Source organism: Sphingomonas sp., from assembly GCF_041661825.1.
In the GTDB taxonomy this organism is placed as follows: Bacteria; Pseudomonadota; Alphaproteobacteria; order Sphingomonadales; family Sphingomonadaceae; genus Sphingomonas.
Genome location: NZ_JBAZTU010000006.1, coordinates 64,449 through 85,894 on the forward strand (window position 1 = coordinate 64,449; position 21,446 = coordinate 85,894).

Sequence of the window (21,446 nt, forward strand, 5' to 3'; positions counted from 1 at the left end):
TGGACGGAGCCCTATACGGCGCGTCCGGTCCGGCGCTCGATCGCGTGGATCTCGGCGCGCGACAGGAGCACGTTCAGATCCTCCCGGCTGATATCGAAGCTGTCCGGCAGGTCCGCGAGCGCCCGGTCGATATCCTCGAGATGAAGCCCCGCCGCCTGGAGCGACGGCCCCGCCAAGGGTGGCACATGCGGATAGCTGTGCCCGGACAGGCGGTGGAAGAACATGCCAAGCGAGACGAGCGCGATCGAATTGATCGCCACTGGCGCGAAGGCGAAGGACAGGCCGGCGGCATGGACGTCGTGCGTCCCGATCACCGCCGTCAACGCCGCCGCACCGCCCGGCGGGTGGAGGCACCGGCACAGCGTCATGGCGAGGATCGCGCCGCCCACTGCCAGACCGGCAGCGATCGTTTGGTCCGGAACGATCTGAAACATGACGACGCCGACCAGCGCGGACAGAGTGTTGCCGCCTACCACCGACCAGGGTTGCGCCAGGGGGCTCGACGGCACCGCGAACACCAGCACGGCCGATGCGCCCAGCGGCGCCACGATGATCGGCAGGTTGTGCGCGGCGAGCGGCAGCTCGGCGCACACCACGATGGTGAGCGCCAGACAGATCGCCGCGCCGATACACGCGACGACACGGTCGCCGAACCGCGCGCCCGCCAATAGCGGCTTGAAGATCCTGAAGCTCACATATTCTCCCGGCGACCGGCGGCTGCTGTCGCGGTCGGCGCGTGCGATTTCCACGCAGTTTTTCTTTGGCGCGGCGCGGGCGGGGCTGAACCGCAGCCGCCCGGATCAGGCGGCCCGCTTCTCCAGCGCATGGGCTGCCTCGGCCATCAGCGAGGCGATGATCTCGGTGACGGACTCTTCCTTGGTCACCATGCCGACCGACTGGCCGGCCATCAGGCTGCCATGCTCGACATCGCCGTCGATCACCGCGCGACGCAGCGCGCCGGCCCAGTAATGCTCGATCTGGAGCTGGGCCTCGGCCATCTCGACCTTGCCCTCGTCGAGCAGCTGCGCGACTTCGCGCTGCTTTGCCGTGAACAGCTCACCGCCGGCATTCTTCAGCGCGCGCACCGGGATGACCGGCAGGCGTGGATCGATCTGCACGCTCGCCACCGCATCGCGGGCCGAAGCGCGCAGGAACGCCTTCTTGAAATGGGGGTGCGCGATCGATTCGGTCGCACAGACGAAACGCGTGCCGAGCTGGACGCCCGCCGCGCCCATGTCGAGATAGCCGGCGATCGCCTCGCCGCGGCCGATGCCGCCGGCAACGAATACCGGAACCTGCTCGGCGACTTCAGGCAGGATTTCCTGCGCGAGCACACTGGTCGAGACCGGGCCGATATGGCCGCCGGCCTCCATGCCCTCGACGACGAGCGCATCGACGCCTGAGCGGATCAGCTTCTTGGCGAGCGACAGCGCGGGAGCGAAGCATATCAGCTTCGCGCCATTCGCCTTGATCGCGTCGATCGAGCCCGTCGGCGGCAGACCGCCCGCGAGCACGACATGGCCGACATCGTGCCGGTTGCAGACCTCGATCAGGTCGAACAGCATCGGGTGCATGGTGATGAGGTTCACACCGAACGGCTTGTCGGTGAGCTTTTTGGTGCCGGCGATTTCCGCGTCGAGCAGCTCGGGGGTCATCGCGCCGCAGGCGATCAGGCCGAAGCCGCCGGCGTTGGAGATGGCGGAGACGAGATTGCGCTCCGACACCCATGACATGGCGCCGCACAGGATGGCGGTTTCCGACCCGAGGAACGCCGCGCCCCGCGCCATGCGCCGGGCAAGGCGCTCCGTACCGACGGTCATGCAGCGTCCTCCGCGTCGAGCCCATAGGCAGTGTGCAGGACGCGCACCGCGAGCTCGGTATAATCTTCCTCGATCAGCACCGAGACCTTGATCTCCGAGGTAGTGATCGCCTGAATGTTGATGCCACGCTCGCCCAATGTCTTGAACATGGTCGCGGCGACACCGGCATGGCTGCGCATGCCCACGCCGACCACCGAGATCTTGGCGACGCGGGTGTCGTGGACGAGGCTGGCATAGCCGATATCGCCCTGCGCATTGCCGAGCACCTCGAGGCTGCGCGGCAGATCGGCGCCGGGCACGGTGAAGGTCACGTCGGTCGAGCCGGTCGAATGCGCGACGTTCTGCACGATCATGTCGACGTTGATATTGGCGTCGGCCAGCGGCGTGAAGATCGAAGCGACCGCACCGGGGCGGTCGGGCACGGCGGTCAGGGTAATCTTCGCTTCGTTCTTGTCGTGCGCGATGCCGGTGATGAGCTGGCGTTCCATATCGTCGATCTCCTCTTCGCCCACGATCATCGTACCGGGCAATGTGTCCGCCATCGGCGCGTCCTCGCCCGTAAAGGACGAGAGCACCTGGACGCGGACCTGTTCCTTCATCGCAAGCCCCACCGAGCGCGTCTGGAGCACCTTGGCCCCGACGCTCGCGAGCTCGAGCATTTCTTCGTAGGTGACGCGCTTCAGTTTCCGCGCGCGGGGCACGATGCGCGGGTCGGTCGTGTAGACGCCATCGACATCGGTGTAGATGTCGCAGCGATCGGCCTTCATCGCCGCCGCCATCGCCACCGCCGAGGTATCCGATCCGCCGCGACCAAGCGTGGTGACGCGCTCGCCCGAGGCGACGCCCTGGAAACCGGGGATCACTGCGACCTCGCCCTTGGCCAGCGAGACGTTCAGCGCCGTAGTGTCGATCTCCGCGATACGCGCCGAGCCATGGCCGTCCGAGGTACGGATCGGCAGCTGCCAGCCGAGCCAGCTACGCGCCGGCACGCCGATCGCCTGGAGCGCGACCGCGAGCAGGCCGCTGGTGATCTGCTCGCCGGCCGAGACGACCACGTCATATTCGTGCGGATCGTAGAGCGATGAGGCCTCGCGGCAGAAATTGACCAGCCGGTCGGTCTCGCCGGCCATCGCCGAGACGACCACCGCGACCTGGTTGCCTGCCTCCACCTCGCGTTTGACGCGCGCGGCGACGCTCCGGATTCGCTCGATCCCGGCCATCGAGGTGCCGCCGAACTTCATCACGATACGGGCCATGGAGGTGCAGAATTCCTTGGGGTGAGCGGGGCGCCCTGATAGGAAGGCCTTATGGTGATGGCAAGCGACCCCGTAACGACGATCGATCCCGACGAAGCAGCGCATTTCGGCGCGATGGCGGCCGAGTGGTGGGACCCGAAGGGATCGTCGGCGATGCTCCACCGGCTGAACCCGGTGCGGCTGGGCTATCTGCGTGAGCGGATCGACCAGCATTGGGGGCTGGACGAGACGGGCTTCACCCCGCTGGCGGGCAAGACCGCGCTGGATGTCGGGTGCGGCGCCGGGCTGTTGTGCGAGCCGCTCGCACGGCTGGGCGCGGCGGTGACCGGGGTCGACGCGGCCGCCGAGAATATCGCGGTCGCCCATGCCCATGCGCAGTTATCCGGGCTGACGATCGATTACCGCACCGGTGGGATCGAGGGACTCGGCGCGGCGCGCTTCGACCTGGTGACCAGCATGGAAGTGATCGAGCATGTCACCGATCCGGGCGCCTTCATCGTCGGGCTGGCGGGGGCGCTGGCGGACGGGGGGCTGATGATATTGTCGACGCCCAATCGCACCGCGCTGTCGCGGCTGGCGCTGATCACGATCGGCGAGGGCACCGGGCAGATCCCCAGGGGGACGCATGACTGGGGAAAATTCCTGACGCCTGACGAGCTGGTTGCGCTGGTCGAGGCAGCGGGGCTGAAGCTGGTCGAGACGCGCGGGCTGAGCTTTTCGGTGGCGAAGGGCTTTGTTGTCTCTGACGATATGAAGCTGGATTATTTCGTGACGGCGGTTCGGAGCTGAACCGAGGCACGTGTCGCACGCATATCCGCGTGGGTGGATGATTTTCCCGAGAGCGACGGAGAACAGGGCGATGCCCAACGGAATAAGGCGACAACTTCTTTCGGACGAGCAGGTGCTTTGGGAAGGCAAGCCCTCGACCGGCCTGATCCTTCGTCCGGTCGAGATGTTTCTGATTCCGTTCAGCCTGTTGTGGGGCGGGTTCGCGCTATTCTGGAACATCTCCGTCTGGGCTGGCGACGCAAGCGGCGCGGACTTGCCGTTCAAGCTGTTCGGCCTGCCCTTCCTCGCGGCCGGGCTGTACATCACCATCGGCCGCTTCTGGGTCGACATGCATCTTCGCAAGCGCCTGGTCTACGTCGTCACCAACCGCCGCATCCTCATTCTGAGGGAACACGGATCAACGTCAAAGTCCGTCGATATCAAACGGCTTCCGACGCTGGAGTTCGACGAGCGACCGGACGGAAGCGGCACGATACGCTTCGGGCCGTCAGGCAGCTGGTTCGACCGCGGCAATTTCGGAATCTGGCAGCCGACCTTCGACCAGACGCCTCAGTTCATCCGCATCGAAAACGCGCGACACGTCTATGAGTTGATCCAGCGACAGGCAGGGTGACGGGCACGGGCGCCTAGAGGCCCAGCTTCTTCTCCAGCCACCGTGCCGCTTCTTCGGGCGATACCTTGTTGTCGTCGCGGTCCACCATGTAGTTCGCCTCCCGCATCGCCTCGACGGGAATCCGACCGATCAGCGGCGTGACCGCCTCCACAAAGGCCCGGTCCTCCGCGCGTTTGGGCGAGAGCAGCAGGATCGCGTCGTAGCCCGGGATCGCGCCCTTCGGATCAGTCAGCACCGCAAGCTTGTCCGCCGCGATCCGGCCGTCCGAAGAGAAGGCGGGAATCACGTCCGCCGTGCCGCTGGTCAGCGCGCGGAACATGAAGGTCGGCTGATAGGGATGCGCTTCCCTGAAGCGCAGACCATAGGCGCGCTTCACGGCCGCCCATTCGGGGCGTTCGAGGAACTCGATATCGGTGGCGAGGCGCAGTTGCGGCGCGAGCGGCGCGAGATCGGTGATGCTGTGAATGCCGTGCCGGGCAGCGTCGTCGCCGCGCATCGCGAAGGCATAGCTGTTCTCGAACCCGAGCGTGCCGAGCAGGCGGACGCCGTGGTATCGGTGCGCCCAGTCGGCCACGCCGTTCACGATCGCGGCGCGCGGCGGCACGTCAGTGCGTTTCATGCCGTTGGTCCAGATCGTGCCGGAATAATCGACATAGACATCGATATCGCCGCCCGCGACCGCCGAGAAAGCGACGACCGAGCCGAGCCCTTCGCGATACTCGACGCGGTAGCCGGCTTTTTCCAGCCGGTGGCCGATGACGCGGGCGAGGATGTACTGTTCGGAGAAACCCTTCGCCCCGACGATAACGGTCCGCCCGCCCTTCGGCCAGAGCGGCGCGAGCGCGGCGAGCACGCCGATCGCGAGGATGGCCGTGGCGATCCACACCCGCAGCGGACGGCGCGCGGCGATGCCGTGTTCGATCACGCCGAGCAGCGCATCGACCGCCAGCGCCAGCGCCGCCGCGGTGAGGCAGCCGGCAAGGACCAGCGCCCAGTTCTGCGTCTGGAGGCCGGCAAAGATCATGTCGCCAAGGCTCGGCTGGCCGACCGTGGTGGACAGAGTCGCGGCACCGATCGTCCACACCGCGGCGGTGCGGATGCCGGCCATCAGCACCGGCGCGACGAGTGGCGCCTCAACCAGGCGGAGCTTCTGCCACGCCGTCATGCCGACGCCGTCCGCCGCCTCGATCACCGCCGGGTCGATGCCGGCGAGGCCCGTGACCCCGTTTCGCAGGATCGGCAGCAATGCATAGAGCGTCAGGGCGAGCAGCGAGGGCAGGAAGCCAAGCGCCGGGATGCCGCCGCCGACCAAGGTCGAGAGCGAGAGCAGCAGCGGGTAGAACAGCGCGAGCAGAGCCAGCGACGGGATGGTCTGGACCAGGCTGGCGAAGCCGAGCGCGATGCGCGCCACCGTCGGGCGGCGGGCCGACCAGATGGCGAGCGGCAGGCTGATGACGAGACCAAGCGCCAGCGCCGAGGCGGCGAGCAGCAGATGCGCGGCGAGCAGATTGGGCACGCGGGAGAGCGCTTCGATGAAAGGGCTCATGCGCCGCTCTCCAGCGCATGCAGCCGGCGAGCCTGTTCGCGCGGGACGGCGACCAGGGCATCGGCTTCTGCCCCGCCCTCGCCCGCCAGCAAAGCCTTGGGCGTCGCATCGGCGACGATCTTGCCGGCGGCCATGACCAGCACGCGGTCAGCGAGCAGCAGTGCCTCGGCCATGTCGTGCGTCACCATGATCGTGGTGAGACCGAGCCGCTCATGCAGTGCGCGGATCGCGGCGCCGAGCTGATCGCGGGTGACGGGATCCAGCGCGCCGAACGGCTCGTCCATCAGCATCAGGCCCGGCGCAGTAGCGAGCGCCCGGGCGACGCCGACACGTTGGCGCTGGCCGCCCGACAGCGCATCGGGCATGCGCGTGCCGAAATCGCGGGGCAGATCGACCAGGTCGAGCAGGTCGGCGATGCGGGCGCTCCGGTCACGCTCGCCCGCCAGGCGCAGGCCGATGCCGATATTCTCGGCGACATCCATGTGCGGGAACAGGCCGATATTCTGGAAGACATAGCCGATCCGGCGACGGAGCGCATATGGCTCCGCGTCCGTCACGTCTTCGCCGGCGATGGCGATTCGGCCTGTGCTGGGTTCGATCAAGCGGTTGACCATTTTGAGCAGGGTCGACTTGCCCGATCCCGACGCGCCGACCAGCGCAACGAAGCTGCCGCCCGTGATCTCCAACGAGACGGAATCGACCGCGACGGTGCCGCCATAGGATTTGGTGACGCCGTCAAAGGCAACCGAGGGACCGGGCGATTGTTCTGGCATCGGCGCAGTTTGTGCGGGAGGATGCCGCGAACGTCAAACGACGACGGGAGGGGCAGCATGGCGGGCGCGACGCAGAAATCGATCTTCATCACCGGCGGCGGATCGGGCATCGGCCAGGCGACGGCGACGCTGTTCGCCGCGCGCGGCTGGCGCGTCGGGCTGGCCGACGTGAATGCCAAGGGGCTGGCCGAGACTGCGGCGATGCTGCCGGCGGGCATGGCCGAGACCTATGAGATGGACGTACGCGACCGCGATGCCTGGGTGGCGAGCCTGGACGCGTTCACCGCGCCCGCCGGCGGCAGACTCGATGTACTGTTCAATAATGCCGGGATCGGCACGGGCGGGCCGCTCGCCGAAATGAGCTTCGAGGATATCGACCGGACCGTTGCGATCAACCTGACCGGCGTCCTCAACGGCGCGCGGATCGGCTATGCCTATCTCGCACGAGCGCCGGGATCGTGCCTGCTCAACACCGCGTCCGCGTCGGCGATCTACGGTTCGTCCGGGCTGGTGCCCTATTCGATGACCAAGTTCGGCGTGCGGGCGATGACCGAGGCACTCGACGGCGAATGGTATGGCGCGGGCATCAAGGTGCGTGACCTGGTGCCGAGCTTCATCGAGACCCCATTGCTCAATACGCCGGCGGGCGGATCGAACCAGTCGATCCGCGAGACGGTGACGGCGGCCGGGCTGGAGCTGACCCCAGTGACGGAGGTCGCCCAGGCGGCGTGGGACGCAGTGCATGGTGACGCAGTCCACACCTATGTCGGCAAGACCGCGCGGCGTATGGCCTTCGCGGCACGGTGGATGCCCGGCAAGATGCGCAAGATGATGCGGCGGGGGATCGCGGCGCCGGCGGACTAAGGTCGGCCCCTCCCGCCATGGGAAGGGGTTTGAAGATCAGTCCACCAGCAGATCGATCGCTTCGGCCATATCCACGTCACGTTGCGACAGGCCGCCCGCGTCGTGGGTGGTCAGCAATATCACGACGCGATTCCACACGTTCGACCATTCCGGGTGATGATCCGCCTTCTCCGCGAGCAGGGCGACGCGAGTCATGAAGGCGAAGGCCTCGCTGAAATCGGCGAAGGTGAAGGTACGCGTGATCGCGTCGCGCGCTTCGTCGAAATCCCATTCGTCGAGCTCGTCCAGCGCGTCCGTGCGTTCTTCCTCGGTCAGTTGCTCGATCGGCACCATTTCCTCCTGCTGGCGCACCCCGCGCCTTGGCCTTAAGGCATAGCCCATGCCAGCATCCGTTCAACCGCGCACCGCGCCCGATGCCGATGCGATCCGCGCGATCGCGCTGAAGGCGCTCAATGCCCTGCCCGCCGAGTTCCGCGCGCATCTGGGCGATGTCGTGCTGATCGTCGAGGAATTCGCCGATGAGGAGACGCTCGACGCGCTGGGCATCGAGCATCCGCTCGACTTGACCGGGCTCTATCATGGGCGGCCGGTGGGCGAGAAATCCTCGATGGAATCGGGGGCGCTGCCCGACCGCATCCATCTTTACCGCCGCGCGATCCTGGAAGAGTGGATCGAGACCGGGGTCGGGCTCGACGAACTGGTCGCGCATGTGATGATCCATGAAGTGGGGCATCATTTCGGCCTGTCCGACAACGATATGCATGCGCTGGAGGATATGGTGGGGGACGCGTGACGACCGTGCTCGCGTTCCGCGCCGTGACCTGCGCGCGGGGCGGGCGGGTGTTGTTCGAGGGGCTATCCTTCGCGATTCCCGCGGGCGGCGCGGCGCTGGTGACCGGACCGAACGGAGTGGGCAAATCCAGCCTGATCCGGGTTGCGGCGGGGTTGCTCAAGCCTGCGAAGGGCGAGGTCGAGGGGCCGGCGGCGCGCGCGCTGATGGCCGAGGCTGCGGCGCTCGATGCGGAACGACGGCTGGGCAGTGCGTTGCGTTTCTGGGCAGCGCTGGATGACGATGACGACGATCCGGGCACACGGGTCGCCGCGGCTCTGGAGGCGACCAACCTGACGGCGTTGGCCGAGGTGCCGGTGCGACTGCTTTCGACCGGACAGCGGCGCCGCGCCGCGCTGGCGCGGGTGGTGGCGAGCAGGGCACCGCTCTGGCTGCTCGACGAGCCGGCCAATGGGCTGGACGATGCGAGCGTGCGGGTGCTGGAGGCGCTGATCGCCGGGCATCGCGCAAGCGGCGGGATCGCCCTGGTCGCGACGCATCTGCCGATCGACGTGCCACGCGCAGTGCCGATCATGCTGGGGGCCGCATGAGGCCGTTCCTCGCGCTTGTCGCGCGCGACCTGACCCGAGCCTGGGCCGGCGGGAGCGTGACCTATACACTCGCCTTCTTCCTGCTGGTGGCAATCCTGTTTCCCTTCGCCATCGGTCCCGATGCGGCGCTGCTGGCGCGGGTCGGCGGCGGGGTGATCTGGGCTGCCGCATTGCTGGCCGCACTGATGCCGGTCGAGCGGCTGATCGGACCGGATGCGGAGAGCGGCGTGCTCGACCAGTTCGCGGTGCGCGGGCTGAGCATGGCGAGCGTGGCGGCGGCGAAGATCGTGGGGCATTGGCTGGCCTTCGGGCCGCCGCTGATGCTGGCGGCGGTGATCGCGGCGGGCTTGCTGGATCTGTCGGGCGAGACGGTGCTGCGGGTGGAGTTGGGCTTGCTGATCGGGACGCCGGGGTTGGCGGCGCTGGCGGTGGCCACGTCGGCCTTGGTGTCAGGGCTGCGGGGCGCCGGGGCGGTCGCCGGACTGGTGATGCTGCCGCTGGCGGTGCCGTTGCTGATCTTCGGGGCGGGGTCGATCGATGGCGGGATGGGGGCGGTGAAGTTGCTCGCCGCGGTGAGTTTGATGCTGGTGGCTGGGGCGCCGTTCGTTGCGGGGGCCGCGATGCGCGCCGGAATGGAGTAGCATGTTGGAAATGTCAGTAGGGTCGCTGACATTTTGACGAAACATTGTACAGAGACTTGTACAATGCTGTGACGCGCTATCGCGACCAGCGCGCCCAGATCGCCGTCGGCAGCAGCAGCCCGCGCGCCTCTTCGCGGACCGCCAGTTCCCCCGCCTCTACCTTGCCGCCGAGATCGCCCAGCGCCTGGTTGAGCAGCTCGCCGATCGCCAGCGCCGACATGCGCACCGCATAGACGGTGAGGAACAGGAAGCGCGACTCCGCATCCAGCAGCTTGCGGCAATCGGCGATCAGGCCGGGCAGGCCTTCCTCGAGCTTCCACACCTCGCCCTCCGGCCCTCGGCCGAATTTGGGTGGATCGAGCAGGATGCCGTCGTAGCGGCGGCCCCGACGAACCTCACGCGCGACGAACTTGGTGGCGTCGTCGGTCATCCAGCGGATCGGCTTGTCGGCCATGCCCGAGAGCACCGCATTGGCGCGCGCCGCCTCGACCGATTTCTTCGACGCGTCGACATGGACCATCTTCGCGCCCTTGGCGGCCATCGCCAGGGTGCCGACGCCGGTATAGCCGAACAGGTTGAGGCATTCGGGCGCCTCCCCCGCGGCCAGCTTGTCGGCGACCTGCTCGCGCATCCAGCTCCACACCGGGGCCATGTCCGGGAAGAAGCCGAGATGGCGGAAGGGCGTGGTCTGGGCCTGGAAGCGGACCTGGTCCCACATCAGCGGCCAGCCATCGCGCGGGACCGGTTCCGCATAGTCCCAGCGGCCACCGCCGTCTTCGTCGGAGCCGGGCACGAACTCGGCCTGGGCGCGCCAGTCGTCGCGCGCCGGGGCCCAGAGCGCCTGGCCCTCGGGGCGAATGAAGCGGAATCGGCCATAGCGTTCGAGCTTGCGGCCATTGCCGGAGTCGATCAGCCCATAGTCAGCCCAGGGCTCGCCGATGAGCGTCTCGAGCTTCACGCGACCGGCACCGCCCGCTCGGCGATATAGCCGGTGACCGCCTCAAACGTGCCGGGCAGCGTCGCGTAACGCTCTTCGCGATCGAACAGATCGCCGATCCGGGCAGGGAGGCCCGGGCGAACCCCGGTCGCGCGCTCGACCGGCTCGCGAAACTTGGCCGGGTGGGCGGTCGCCAGAGTCACCACCGGCACGTCTTGGGCGAGGTCGACTCGGCGCGCGGCAGCGAGGCCGATCGCGGTGTGCGGATCAATCACCTGACCCGAACCGTCGCACGCCCAGCGCATCGCCAGGGCCATGTCGTCGAGATCGATCCGGTCGCTGACGAACAGGCCGGCGGCGCCTTCGCGCTGGGCGTTGGTGAGGCGCATCGCCCTGGTCGCTTCGAAGCCGCGCATCTGCTCGCGCGTCGCGGCGCCGTCGCGTCCGCCGAGATCGAACAACAAGCGTTCGAAATTGCTCGACACCTGGATGTCCATCGACGGGCTCGGCGTGGGCACCACGGTGCCTTGCGAATAATCGCCGTGCGCGAGCGCGCGGTGGAGGATGTCGTTGACGTTGGTCGCGACGACCAGCTTCGCCACCGGCAGGCCCATCTTCGCAGCGACATAGCCGGCAAAGACGTCGCCGAAATTGCCGGTCGGGACCGAAAAGGCGACCGGGCGGTCGGGCGCGCCGAGGCGGACCGCAGCGTAGAAATAATAGACCACCTGCGCCATCAGCCGGGCCCAGTTGATCGAGTTGACGGCCGAGAGCTGGAATGTCCCGGAAAAGCCTGGATCGTTGAACATCGCCTTCACCAGCGCCTGGGCATCGTCGAAGCTGCCCTCGATCGCGATATTGTGGATGTTGGGCGCGAGCACCGTGGTCATCTGGCGGCGCTGCACGTCGGACACCCGGCCGTTCGGGTGGAGCATGAACACGTCGACGCCGGCGCGGCCGGCCAGCGCGTCGATCGCGGCCGAACCGGTGTCGCCCGATGTCGCGCCGACGATCGTCACATGCTTGTCGGAGCCGGCGAGGAAGCGTTCGAACAACAGGCCGAGCAGCTGGAGCGCGACATCCTTGAAGGCGAGCGTCGGGCCGTGGAACAGCTCGAGCAACCAATGCTGATGGTCGAGCTGAACCAGCGGCGTGACCGCCTTGTGCGAGAAGCGGCCATAAGCCTGGGTGCACAGATCGCGCAGCTCCTCGCGCGAGAGCGTGCCCTCGACGAACGGCGCCATCACGGCGACGGCGGTGTCGACATAGGAAAGGCCGCGCAGACCAGCGATCTCGTCGGTGCTCAGGCTCGGCCAGCTCTCGGGGACATAAAGGCCGCCATCGCTGGCAAGGCCGGCGAGCGTGACCTGTTCGAAGTCCAGGACGGGAGCCGCCCCACGGGTGCTGATATAGCGCATGGCCGTTGCGCCTAACCGCGGCGCGGCAAAGTCACAAGCACGTCAAGCTTTCAGACGGCGACGCAGCGCTATCGCGTAGATCACCCCGGCGACGAGCGCGAACAGGAACCATTGCACCGCATAAGCGAGATGATTGTTGGGGACCGAGGCAAGATCGGGCTGGGGATTCGCGTCTAGCCCCGCCACGGGCGGATCGGCGACGAGCATCAGGGTCTTGGGCTGGTGCGAGAACCAGGTCGCGATCATCGGCCGGTGATCGGGCGCGTGGGTGATATAGCCGGTCACCTCGCCGCCACCCCAGGCTGGCTTGGCGTCGGGCGCCTTGGCCACGCCCATCAGCACGGTGAGGCCGGGGCCTTCCACGCCGGTGCGGCACCGGGCAATGTGGCGCCAACCGGTCCGGCCCGCCGCGTTGCGTCCGCCCTCGACACTGAAGCTGACGGCCTGAAGGCAGAAAGCGCTGGCGCGGCGGAACAGCAGCGAATCGTCGACCGGGATGCGCGGGAAAGCGATCGGCGGCAGCGATCGATTCGCCGCGAGCTGCACGAGCAGCGCCTCCTTCTGCCCCTTGCGCTGGAGCTGCCACACGCCGAGCGCAATCATCGCGGCGATGGCGAGGCCGACGATAATGGTCGCGACGACGGGGAAACGCTGCTTCATTTGTCCGCGATCCTGCCTTCGCGTGCCGAGTTGCGATATTCGAACGCGAGCAGCGCCCCCTTGGCGACGCGCAGCGATCCGATCACGGCGATCGCCGCCAAGGGAATCAGGATCAGCGCCAGCAGCCAGAGCGGCGGCTCGACGGTCAGCTGCAAGGTCACCGCCACGCCGACGAGCAGGCCGCCGATAATCAGGGTGAGAAAAGCCGCCGGCCCGTCGCCTACGTTGAACTGAGTGAGATCGAGCCCGCAGGCCGAGCAGCGATCCGCGAATTTGGTCATGCCGGCGAACAGTGTCTTGCCGCCGCAGCGCGGACACAGGCCCTTGATCGCCACCTGAGCGGGCGTGGGGCTCGGCGAGGAGGCAGGATCAGGCGTGACCCATGCACCATGGATCGGGCCGCATATCGACAGGCGCGCCGGGCGCATCGGGCGCCGGATAGCGCAGTTTGAAGGTGAAGGCCCGGTCGCTCGGGCCGAAGCGGTCGAGCAGCCAGAGCCGCGCGAACGCTTCGTCGACGCTGGGCGTGCTGCCCGCGGGGATCCACCACAGCGCCTGATAGGCGCCGTCGAACCGGTCGAACCAGGCCCTACGCTGCGCCATCACCGGCGTGTGGGCGCTGCGATAGACATAGTCGAACAGCGATTCGGCATCCGCCCAGACCGACATGTTGACGATCAGCCTAGGATCGGGGGTGGGCTGAAGATCGGTGGCGCTGTTGCCCTCGCCCTTCAGCCGCCAGACGAATCCGGCGCTCGCTTCCGCCAGCGCGTTGATCCGGTCGAGTTCCTGGAAGAAACCGGCAACCTGCGGGTCGTCGGCCGGCGCAGCGAGCCGGCCGATATTGACCTGGGCGAGGTGCCAGCGCGACGTCACGCCCGCGTCAGCCGCCGTGGATCGGTGCACCCCAGCCGCCCCAGACATAGATGGAGACGAACAGGAACAGCCACACCACGTCAACGAAATGCCAGTACCAGGCAGCCGCTTCGAAGCCGAAATGCTGGCGCGGGGTGAAGTCACCCTTGTACGCCCGGATCAGGCACACGGTCAGGAAGATCGTGCCGATGATGACGTGGAAGCCGTGGAAGCCGGTCGCCATGAAGAAGGACGCGCCATAGTTGATTCCCTGGAAGGGAAAGGGCGCCTCGGCATATTCATAAGCCTGGATCGACGAGAAGAGCAGGCCGAGCACGATCGTAAGCCACAAGCCCTTGAGCACGCCGTCGCGGTTGCCCACGCCGAGCAGGCCCCACAGGCCGGTCTTCTCACCACCACGCTGATTGTGGATCAGCGCGTGGTGCGCCCAGGTGACTGTCGTGCCCGAGGTGAGCAGGATGATCGTGTTGAGCAGCGGGAACTTGAAGGCGTCGAGCACTTCCAGGCCCTTGGGCGGCCAGGTGCCCCGGGCCGCATCGGCGATCAGGCTGACCGTGCCGTCGACCACCTGAACCGGTGCCGGGAACAGCGAGAAATCGAAGAACGCCCAGAACCAGCCGACGAAGAACATCACCTCGGAGGCGATGAACAGGATCATGCCGTAGCGCAGATGGAGCTGCACCACCGGCGTGTGATCGCCGGCATGCGCTTCCTTGATCACATTGCTCCACCACGAGAACATGGTGAGCAGCACGGCCGCGACGCCGATGAAGAAGATGGTGCCGCCGCCGATGCCGAACACGCTGCCGGAATGCATCCACATGATGCCGCCGATCGCCATGGTGAGCGCCGAGAACGCGCCGACGAACGGCCAGATATCGGGTGGCAGGATATGGTAATCGTGGTTCTTGGCGCCGGCCATTCTTCGGTCCCCGTTAATAGGCTGTCGACAACGCTCTAGCTGGCTGCTTTCGCGGAATCCACAGGGTAAAAAGTGTAGCTGAGAGTGATATTCTTCACGTCCGCCGCGTCCGGATCGGTGAGGATCTTCGGGTCGACGAAGAAGATCACCGGCATGCGCGCCGTCTCACCCGGCTTCAGCGTCTGCTGGGTGAAGCAGAAGCACTGGATCTTGGTGAAATATTTGCCGGCCTGGGCCGGCGTGACGTTGAAGGTCGCGGTCCCGGTGACGGGCTTGTCGCTGTTGTTGGTCGCGGTGAAGAACGCCATGTCGCGCGCGCCGATGGCGATCGTCTCCGACGGCACTTCCGGCTTGAAGGTCCAGGGCAGCTTGGGCGCGACATTGGTGTCGAAATCGATCCGCACTTGCGCGTCGCCGACGGCACCCGGCGCGACCAGGCCGCGCTGCGTGGTACCGTTGAGCCCGGTCGCCTCGCAGAACATGCGGTACAGCGGCACGCTGGCGTAACCGAGCCCGGTCATGCAGCACACGCCGACACCGGCGAGGATCGCGGTGCGCAGGGTGCGGGTCAATGCGGCATCCCCGCCTTGATCTTCACGATGCTGATCGCGAACACCAGAATGACGAAGGCGCCGAGCAACAGCGCCATGACGCGGGCGCGCGCGCGCTGGCGGGTGCGGATGTCGTCATCGTTCTGCATCAGCCGACCCATCTGTCGACGACCAAAGCGCCGAAAAGGATGAAGAGATAGAGGATCGACCAGGCGAACAGCCGCTTTTCCGGCTTCATTGCATCGCCCGTACCGGTCGTGCGCAGGCTGACCTGCAAAGCGAGCGCGGCGAAGACCAGGGTGGTCGCGACCGCGACGCCGCCATAGATCGCGCCGGTCAGGCCGAGCGCCCAGGGCGCGATCGCGACGGCGGCCATCGGGATGGTGTAGAGCCCGATCTGCACACGGGTGGTGCGCTCGCCCGCCACGACGGGCAGCATCGGCACGCCGGCGGCGGCGTAATCGGACTTCATGAACAGCGCGAGCGCCCAGAAATGCGGCGGCGTCCACAGGAAGACCAGGGTGAACAGCAGCACCGGCAGCGTCGCGACATCGCCCGTCGCGGCGGCCCAGCCGATCAGCGGCGGGAAGGCGCCCGCGGCACCCCCGATGACGATATTCTGCGGCGTCCGGCGCTTCAGCCAGACGGTGTAGACCAGGACGTAGAACAGGATCGAGACGGTCAGGATCGCAGCGGCGAGCAGGTTCACCGCCAGCCCCATCAGGATCACCGAGAAGACCGCGAGACCAACGCCGAAATGCAGCGCCGATTGCCGGTCCATGCGCCCGGCGGGCAGCGGCCGGCGCGCGGTGCGCTTCATCACCGCGTCGATATCCGCCTCATACCATTGGTTCAGCGCGCCTGCCGCGCCCGCACCGAGCGCGATGCACAGGATGGCGGTGAAACCGAGCACCGGATCGATCCCGACCGGCGCCGCCAGCATCCCGCACAGGCCGGTGAAGACGACGAGCGTCATCACCCGCGGCTTCGTGAGCGCGAGGAAATCGCGCCAGTCGGCGGGAAGCATCAGTGGCTGTGCGGTCGTCGTGGTCATCTTCATTTCAATGCGTAGCGGCGCCGGTCGAATCCGGCGCCGCTATCGGTTTGTGGTGCCGCCGCGGGCGGCGCCGGTCGTCAGTCTATACGCGGCAGCGTCTCGAACTGATGGTATGGCGGCGGGCTCGACAGCGTCCATTCGAGCGTCGTCGCGCCCTCACCCCAGGGGCTGTCGCCCGCCGGTTTGCCCGCGAACAGCGACCAGAAGAGGTTGACGAAGAACACCAGCATCGAGAGCGCCATGATCGCATAGCCGATCGAGGCCATATGGTTGAAATACTCGTACTGCGGATTGTAGTCCGGGATGCGCCGCGGCATGCCCTGCGCGCCGAGGAAGTGCATCGGGAAGAACAGCACGTTCACGCCGATGAAGAACACCCAGAAGTGCACATGGCCGAGGAACTCGTTGTACATCCGGCCCGACATCTTCGGGAACCAGTAATAGAAACCGGCGAACAGGCTGAACACCGCGCCGAGCGACAGCACGTAGTGGAAGTGCGCCACGACGTAATAGGTGTCCTGCATCACGTCGTCGACGCCGCCATTGGCGAGCACGACGCCGGTCACGCCACCGACGGTGAACATGAAGATGAAGCCTATCGCCCACATCATCGGGGTCTTGAAGCTCAAGGAGCCGCCCCACATCGTCGCGATCCACGAGAAGATCTTGATGCCGGTCGGGACCGCGATGACCATCGTCGCGGCGGTGAAGTACATCTTCACGTTCACGCTGAGGCCGGTGGTGAACATGTGGTGCGCCCACACGACGAAGCCGACCACGCCGATCGCGACCATGGCATAGGCCATGCCGAGATAGCCGAACACGGGCTTCTTCGAGAAGGTCGAGATGATGTGGCTGACCATGCCGAAGCCCGGCAGGATCATGATGTACACCTCGGGATGGCCGAAGAACCAGAACAGATGCTGGTACAGCACGGGATCACCGCCGCCGGCCGGATCGAAGAAGGTGGTGTGGAAGTTGCGGTCGGTCAGCAGCATGGTGATCGCCGCGGCCAGGACCGGGAGCGCCAGCAGCAGCAGGAACGCCGTGACCAGCACCGACCAGACGAACAGCGGCATCTTGTGCAGGGTCATGCCCGGCGCGCGCATGTTGAAGATGGTGGTGATGAAGTTGATCGCGCCCAGGATCGAGCTGGCGCCCGCGAGATGGAGCGCGAGGATCGCCATGTCGGTCGACGGCCCGGGCTCGCCATAAGTCGAGAGCGGGGCGTAGAGCGTCCAGCCATTGCCCGCGCCGCCGAAGAAGGGCGAGGCGAACAGCAGGATCATCGACGGGATCAGCAGCCAGAAGCTGATATTGTTCATGCGCGGGAACGCCATGTCCGGCGCGCCGATCATCAGCGGCACGAACCAGTTGCCGAAGCCGCCGATCATGGCGGGCATGACCATGAAGAACACCATGATCAGGCCGTGCGCGGTGATCAGCACGTTCCAGAAGTGCAGCGATTCGTCGAGGCTCTGCGGGCCGCCATGGAAGAAACTGGCCCAGGCGCCGAGATACTGGATGCCCGGCTCGGCAAGCTCGAGGCGCATCAGGCCCGAGATCGCGCCGCCGACGATGCCGGCGACGATCGCGAAGATCAGATAGAGGGTGCCGATGTCCTTGTGGTTCGTCGACATGAACCAGCGCGCGAAGAACGCGGGCTTGTGATCGGCATCGTGATGCGCGTGATCGTCATGGTGCGCATCGAACGCGGACGGGTGAAGGGCGGTGTCGGTCATTTCTTACTGTCCAGCGTTGCCGGCGCCGGCGGTGTTCGCCGTGGCAGCCTGATTGGTGGCGGGAGCGGCGCTGGTCGCATTCTCGACCGGTCCGGCGGTGTTGGCGGCGGCCGCATCGACCGCAGGTGCCAAGGCAGCATCGGACGGCTTGGCGCCGCCCGGGGCCGGCATCGTGCCGCCCTTCGCCTTCACCCAGGCAGCGAACACCTCGGGCTTCACGGCGACGACGGTGATCGGCATGAAGCCGTGGCGCGCGCCGCAAAGCTCGGAGCACTGGCCGAAATAGACGCCTTCCTTCTCGATGGTGAAGCTCGTCTCGTTCAGGCGGCCGGGGATGGCATCCAGCTTGATCCAGAAGGCCGGGATCGCCCAGCTGTGAATCACGTCGTTCGCGGTGGTGATCAGGCGGATCGGCGTGTCGATCGGCAGCACGACGCGGTTGTCGGTAGCAAGCAGCTGGGGGCCGTCATCATCGGTGCGGAAACGCTCGCCCGGCTGGACCTGGCCCTTTTCCTTCAGCATGTTCGCGGTGATCTCGAACCCGCCATGATCGGGATACTGATAGCTCCAGTACCATTGGTTGCCGATCGCCTTCAGCGTGACGGCATTGGCCGGGGCCGGCTTGTACTGCGCCGCCAGCAGCCCGATCGAGGGCGCGGCGATCAGCGCGAGGATGATGACCGGGACCGCGGTCCAGATGATCTCGATGAAGGTGTTGTGCGAGGTCTTGGACGGCACCGGATTCGCCGAGCGGCGATAGCGGAACATCACCCACATCAGCAGGAACAGCACCAGGACCGAGATGGCGACGATCACCGGGAACAGGATGACGTCGTGGAACCAGTGCGCGCGGCGACCATTGGGGGTCACTTGATCCTGCAGCTTCCAATGGCCGTCGACCGGCATGCCGACACCGAATGTCGGCTTCACGTCCGGGCCGCCGTCGAGCACGAGCATCGGATCGGTCGGCGCAGCAGCCGCCGGAGTCGCGGCGGGCGCAGCTCCCGTCGTCGGCGCGGCGGTGGTCGTTGCCGGCGCAGCCGTCGTGGTAGGCGTTGCCGCCTGTGGCGCCGGTGCCGCGGCGTAGCCGATACCCGCTATCGCGAGTCCTGCCGCCAGCACGATCGACTTCAACCCCTTACTGCGCATGCGTCTCGTCACCCCTGATTGCGCCTTTCCATCCATGGCGCGCGAGCGGGAATACGCTCGTTGCGATGGGCCTATACGCGGGAGGTGCTGGTGTCTCAAGCGTGTCACGGCGTTTTTTGACACACCATGGGTTGTGGGCGTTGCGCGGCCCTTGTGGGGCTCCTATCAACCGCTCGCTTTCACGAAAGACAGCGTAGATGACCGACGACGAGATCCTGGCCGAGTTCCGCGCCGCCGACGCCCTGCTGGAGGGTCATTTCATCCTGTCCTCGGGCTTGCGCTCCTCGCGCTACCTGCAATGCGCGCGCGTGCTGATGGATCCGGCACGCGGCGCGCGCCTCTCCACCGAGCTGGCGACGCGCATCCCGACCGAGATCCGCTCGCGCATCGACGTGGTGGTCTCCCCCGCGATGGGCGGGGTGATCGCGGGGCACGAGATGGCGCGCGCGCTGGGCGTCGAGGCGATGTTCCTCGAACGGCCCGAGGGCGTGTTCGAGCTGCGCCGCGGTTTCCGCCTGACCCCGGGCGCGAAAGTGCTGATGATGGAGGATGTGGTGACCACCGGCCTCTCATCCCGTGAGGCGATCGCGGCGATCGGCCGCGCCGGCGGCGAGACGATCGCCGCGGCGTCGCTGGTCGACCGATCGGGCGGGACCGCCGATCTTGGCGTGCCGTTCTTCCCGCTGATCCGGGTCGACGTGCCGACCTATAATGCCGAATCGCTCCCGCCCGAGCTGGCGGCCTTGCCCGCGATCAAGCCGGGCAGCCGGGCCGCGGCATGACCGATTTCCTGCGGCTCGGCGTCAATATCGACCATGTCGCGACCGTCCGCAACGCGCGCGGGGCGGGCTATCCCGACCCGGTCCGCGCGGCACTTGTAGCGGCCGAGGCGGGCGCCGACGGCATCACCGCGCATCTGCGCGAGGACCGGCGCCATATCACCGACGACGATATCGCGCGGCTGTCCGAACAATTGACCATTCCGCTCAACCTCGAGATGGCGGCGACCGACGAGATGCTCGCCATCGCGCTGCGCCACCGCCCGCACGCCGCCTGCATCGTGCCCGAGAAGCGCGAGGAGCGCACCACTGAGGGCGGACTCGACGCAGCGGGGCAGCATAATCATCTCGCGCCACTTGTCAGTGAACTGGGCGCAGCGAAGATTCGCGTGTCGCTGTTCATCGAGCCCGATGCGCGCCAGATCGAGGCAGCGTTGCGCCTCGGCGCGCCGGTGGTCGAGCTGCACACCGGCCGCTATGCCGAGCTGGAGGGCGAAGCTCAGGCGGAGGAGCTGCGCCGGCTGAGCGATGCCGCAGCGCTTGCCGCGAAGAACGGCATCGAAGTGCATGCCGGGCATGGCCTGACCTATGACAATGTCGCGCCGATCGCCGCGATCCGGCAAGTGCGCGAGCTGAACATCGGCCATTTCCTGGTGGGCGAGGCAATGTTCATCGGACTGGGCGAAGCCGTGCGCACGATGCGCGCCGCGATGGATTCGGCGCGGTGACGGAGGAACGCTTCACCTTTTTCTGGAGCGGGCCTTTCTCGCAATGGCATCCGAGCAATTTTACGGTCGATGGCGAGCGCTATGCCACCGCAGAGCAATATATGATGGCTGAGAAGGCCCGCCTGTTCCGCGATGAGGATGTCAGGCAGCAGATCATGGCGACGGCCGATCCGCGTGATCAGAAGGCGCTCGGGCGGAAAGTCCGCTTCTTCGACGCGGACCGCTGGAACGCGGTGGCGCGCGCTATCGTGTATCGCGGCAACCGGGCGAAGTTCACCACGCACCGCGACTTGCTGACGGTATTGCTCGATACGGAAGGCACCACGATCGTCGAAGCCAGCCCGCTCGATACGATCTGGGGCATCGGCCTTGCCGCCGATAGTCCGGACGCGCACGACCGCACGAAATGGCGCGGCACCAACTGGCTGGGCGAAGTACTGACGCGCCTGCGCGACACATTGATCGAGGAACAGAGGGGCGGCGGGATTCCGGAGCTGATCGAGCGGGCAGCGCGCAAGACGAAAGATGGTCCCCGATGATCATCGGCCTGGGCTCGGACCTCTGCAATATCGAGCGCATCCAGGCGTCGCTCGACCGATTCGGCGCGCGGTTCGAGAATCGCGTCTTCACCGCGATCGAGCGCGCCAAGGCCGACCGGCGACCCTTCACCAAGGCCGGCACGCTGGCCAAGCGCTTCGCCGCGAAGGAGGCCTTCTCCAAGGCAGTGGGCACCGGCTTCAAGCGCGGCGTGTTCATGAAGGACATCGGCGTGATCAACGCAGCCTCGGGCGCGCCGACGCTCGCGCTGACCGGCGGCGCCCGGGCGAGGCTTGACGCGCTGACACCCGCGGGCCACGTCGCCCATGTACATCTGACGCTAACAGACGATCATCCATGGGCGCAGGCCTTCGTGATCATCGAAGCGATCAGGGCCGAGTAGGACAA

27 protein-coding genes are annotated in these 21,446 nt (G+C 66.8%); 10 read left to right on the plus strand and 17 right to left on the minus strand.

The window, feature by feature from the left end:
* Positions 1–11: 11 nt before the first annotated feature.
* The 3 genes from WC729_RS25400 to WC729_RS25410 form a co-directional block, all read right to left on the minus strand.
* Complete coding sequence (locus WC729_RS25400; protein WP_372857259.1) at positions 12–695, minus strand: HPP family protein; 684 nt, start codon at positions 693–695, stop codon at positions 12–14.
* 105 nt (positions 696–800) lie between these two features.
* Complete coding sequence (locus WC729_RS25405; RefSeq protein ID WP_372857260.1) at positions 801–1,820, minus strand: NAD(P)H-dependent flavin oxidoreductase; 1,020 nt, start codon at positions 1,818–1,820, stop codon at positions 801–803.
* Positions 1,817–3,076 (minus strand): aspartate kinase, encoded by a 1,260-nt coding sequence (locus tag WC729_RS25410; protein ID WP_372857261.1) that lies wholly within the window; start codon positions 3,074–3,076, stop codon positions 1,817–1,819. The genes WC729_RS25405 and WC729_RS25410 overlap by 4 nt, the downstream gene beginning before the upstream one ends.
* Positions 3,077–3,133: 57 nt before the next feature.
* Between WC729_RS25410 and ubiG the strand changes: the two genes are divergently transcribed.
* Both ubiG and WC729_RS25420 read left to right on the plus strand, forming a co-directional pair.
* Complete coding sequence (gene ubiG, locus WC729_RS25415; RefSeq protein ID WP_372857262.1) at positions 3,134–3,865, plus strand: bifunctional 2-polyprenyl-6-hydroxyphenol methylase/3-demethylubiquinol 3-O-methyltransferase UbiG; 732 nt, start codon at positions 3,134–3,136, stop codon at positions 3,863–3,865.
* A 70-nt stretch (positions 3,866–3,935) separates the two neighbouring features.
* Complete coding sequence (locus tag WC729_RS25420) at positions 3,936–4,478, plus strand: hypothetical protein (protein ID WP_372857263.1); 543 nt, start codon at positions 3,936–3,938, stop codon at positions 4,476–4,478.
* 13 nt (positions 4,479–4,491) lie between these two features.
* On the opposite strand, the gene WC729_RS25425 is transcribed toward WC729_RS25420, so the two are convergent.
* Entirely contained in the window at positions 4,492–6,024 is a 1,533-nt protein-coding gene (locus tag WC729_RS25425) for an ABC transporter permease/substrate-binding protein (protein ID WP_372857264.1), read from the minus strand.
* Positions 6,021–6,797, minus strand: a complete 777-nt coding sequence (locus WC729_RS25430) for an ATP-binding cassette domain-containing protein (protein ID WP_372857265.1) — start codon at positions 6,795–6,797, stop codon at positions 6,021–6,023. Before WC729_RS25430 ends, WC729_RS25425 begins: the two co-directional genes overlap by 4 nt.
* Before the next feature lie 57 nt (positions 6,798–6,854).
* On the opposite strand from WC729_RS25430, the gene WC729_RS25435 reads away from it, so the two are divergent.
* Positions 6,855–7,661 (plus strand): SDR family oxidoreductase, encoded by an 807-nt coding sequence (locus WC729_RS25435; RefSeq protein ID WP_372857266.1) that lies wholly within the window; start codon positions 6,855–6,857, stop codon positions 7,659–7,661.
* Between the two features lie 36 nt (positions 7,662–7,697).
* Here WC729_RS25435 and WC729_RS25440 read toward each other — a convergent pair whose 3' ends face one another.
* Entirely contained in the window at positions 7,698–7,991 is a 294-nt protein-coding gene (locus tag WC729_RS25440) for a 4a-hydroxytetrahydrobiopterin dehydratase (protein WP_372857820.1), read from the minus strand.
* A gap of 49 nt (positions 7,992–8,040) precedes the next feature.
* Between WC729_RS25440 and WC729_RS25445 the strand changes: the two genes are divergently transcribed.
* From WC729_RS25445 to WC729_RS25455, 3 genes are read left to right on the plus strand one after another with little or no spacing between them, the layout of a single operon-like run.
* Positions 8,041–8,454 carry a metallopeptidase family protein gene (locus WC729_RS25445; RefSeq protein WP_372857267.1) on the plus strand — a complete coding sequence of 138 codons (414 nt, stop codon included), beginning with the start codon at positions 8,041–8,043 and terminating at the stop codon, positions 8,452–8,454.
* On the plus strand, positions 8,451–9,041 hold the full coding sequence (gene ccmA / locus WC729_RS25450) for a heme ABC exporter ATP-binding protein CcmA (RefSeq protein ID WP_372857268.1): 591 nt from the start codon (positions 8,451–8,453) through the stop codon (positions 9,039–9,041). Before WC729_RS25445 ends, ccmA begins: the two co-directional genes overlap by 4 nt.
* Entirely contained in the window at positions 9,038–9,682 is a 645-nt protein-coding gene (locus WC729_RS25455) for a heme exporter protein CcmB (protein ID WP_372857269.1), read from the plus strand. Before ccmA ends, WC729_RS25455 begins: the two co-directional genes overlap by 4 nt.
* A gap of 76 nt (positions 9,683–9,758) precedes the next feature.
* Here the strand turns inward: WC729_RS25455 and WC729_RS25460 are convergent, their stop codons facing one another.
* The 11 genes from WC729_RS25460 to coxB all read right to left on the minus strand — a co-directional run bounded on the left by WC729_RS25460 (position 9,759) and on the right by coxB (position 18,994).
* Positions 9,759–10,640: a class I SAM-dependent methyltransferase gene (locus WC729_RS25460; RefSeq protein WP_372857270.1), complete on the minus strand. Its 882-nt coding sequence runs from the start codon at positions 10,638–10,640 to the stop codon at positions 9,759–9,761.
* The gene (gene thrC, locus WC729_RS25465) at positions 10,637–12,037 is read right to left on the minus strand and encodes a threonine synthase (protein WP_372857271.1); all 1,401 of its coding nucleotides are present in this window, start codon (positions 12,035–12,037) and stop codon (positions 10,637–10,639) included. Before thrC ends, WC729_RS25460 begins: the two co-directional genes overlap by 4 nt.
* Before the next feature lie 42 nt (positions 12,038–12,079).
* Positions 12,080–12,697 (minus strand): SURF1 family protein, encoded by a 618-nt coding sequence (locus WC729_RS25470; RefSeq protein ID WP_372857272.1) that lies wholly within the window; start codon positions 12,695–12,697, stop codon positions 12,080–12,082.
* The gene (locus WC729_RS25475) at positions 12,694–13,125 is read right to left on the minus strand and encodes a DUF983 domain-containing protein (protein ID WP_372857273.1); all 432 of its coding nucleotides are present in this window, start codon (positions 13,123–13,125) and stop codon (positions 12,694–12,696) included. The genes WC729_RS25470 and WC729_RS25475 overlap by 4 nt, the downstream gene beginning before the upstream one ends.
* Positions 13,067–13,603 carry a DUF3291 domain-containing protein gene (locus WC729_RS25480; protein ID WP_372857274.1) on the minus strand — a complete coding sequence of 179 codons (537 nt, stop codon included), beginning with the start codon at positions 13,601–13,603 and terminating at the stop codon, positions 13,067–13,069. Before WC729_RS25480 ends, WC729_RS25475 begins: the two co-directional genes overlap by 59 nt.
* Positions 13,581–14,495: a cytochrome c oxidase subunit 3 gene (locus WC729_RS25485; RefSeq protein ID WP_372857275.1), complete on the minus strand. Its 915-nt coding sequence runs from the start codon at positions 14,493–14,495 to the stop codon at positions 13,581–13,583. Before WC729_RS25485 ends, WC729_RS25480 begins: the two co-directional genes overlap by 23 nt.
* Before the next feature lie 35 nt (positions 14,496–14,530).
* Complete coding sequence (locus WC729_RS25490; RefSeq protein WP_372857276.1) at positions 14,531–15,067, minus strand: cytochrome c oxidase assembly protein; 537 nt, start codon at positions 15,065–15,067, stop codon at positions 14,531–14,533.
* Positions 15,064–15,195, minus strand: coding sequence for a hypothetical protein (locus WC729_RS25495; protein ID WP_372857277.1), 132 nt, complete (start codon positions 15,193–15,195; stop codon positions 15,064–15,066). The genes WC729_RS25490 and WC729_RS25495 overlap by 4 nt, the downstream gene beginning before the upstream one ends.
* Positions 15,195–16,100 carry a heme o synthase gene (locus WC729_RS25500; RefSeq protein WP_372857278.1) on the minus strand — a complete coding sequence of 302 codons (906 nt, stop codon included), beginning with the start codon at positions 16,098–16,100 and terminating at the stop codon, positions 15,195–15,197. The genes WC729_RS25495 and WC729_RS25500 overlap by 1 nt, the downstream gene beginning before the upstream one ends.
* Before the next feature lie 80 nt (positions 16,101–16,180).
* Complete coding sequence (ctaD, locus tag WC729_RS25505; RefSeq protein ID WP_372857279.1) at positions 16,181–17,845, minus strand: cytochrome c oxidase subunit I; 1,665 nt, start codon at positions 17,843–17,845, stop codon at positions 16,181–16,183.
* 3 nt (positions 17,846–17,848) lie between these two features.
* The gene (gene coxB, locus WC729_RS25510) at positions 17,849–18,994 is read right to left on the minus strand and encodes a cytochrome c oxidase subunit II (RefSeq protein WP_372857280.1); all 1,146 of its coding nucleotides are present in this window, start codon (positions 18,992–18,994) and stop codon (positions 17,849–17,851) included.
* A 197-nt stretch (positions 18,995–19,191) separates the two neighbouring features.
* Between coxB and pyrE the strand changes: the two genes are divergently transcribed.
* From pyrE to acpS, 4 genes are read left to right on the plus strand one after another with little or no spacing between them, the layout of a single operon-like run.
* Entirely contained in the window at positions 19,192–19,776 is a 585-nt protein-coding gene (pyrE, locus tag WC729_RS25515; RefSeq protein WP_372857281.1) for an orotate phosphoribosyltransferase, read from the plus strand.
* Positions 19,773–20,501: a pyridoxine 5'-phosphate synthase gene (locus WC729_RS25520; RefSeq protein WP_372857282.1), complete on the plus strand. Its 729-nt coding sequence runs from the start codon at positions 19,773–19,775 to the stop codon at positions 20,499–20,501. The genes pyrE and WC729_RS25520 overlap by 4 nt, the downstream gene beginning before the upstream one ends.
* Positions 20,498–21,040 (plus strand): NADAR family protein, encoded by a 543-nt coding sequence (locus tag WC729_RS25525; RefSeq protein ID WP_372857283.1) that lies wholly within the window; start codon positions 20,498–20,500, stop codon positions 21,038–21,040. The genes WC729_RS25520 and WC729_RS25525 overlap by 4 nt, the downstream gene beginning before the upstream one ends.
* Entirely contained in the window at positions 21,037–21,441 is a 405-nt protein-coding gene (acpS, locus tag WC729_RS25530) for a holo-ACP synthase (protein ID WP_372857285.1), read from the plus strand. The genes WC729_RS25525 and acpS overlap by 4 nt, the downstream gene beginning before the upstream one ends.
* Positions 21,442–21,446: the final 5 nt, after the last annotated feature.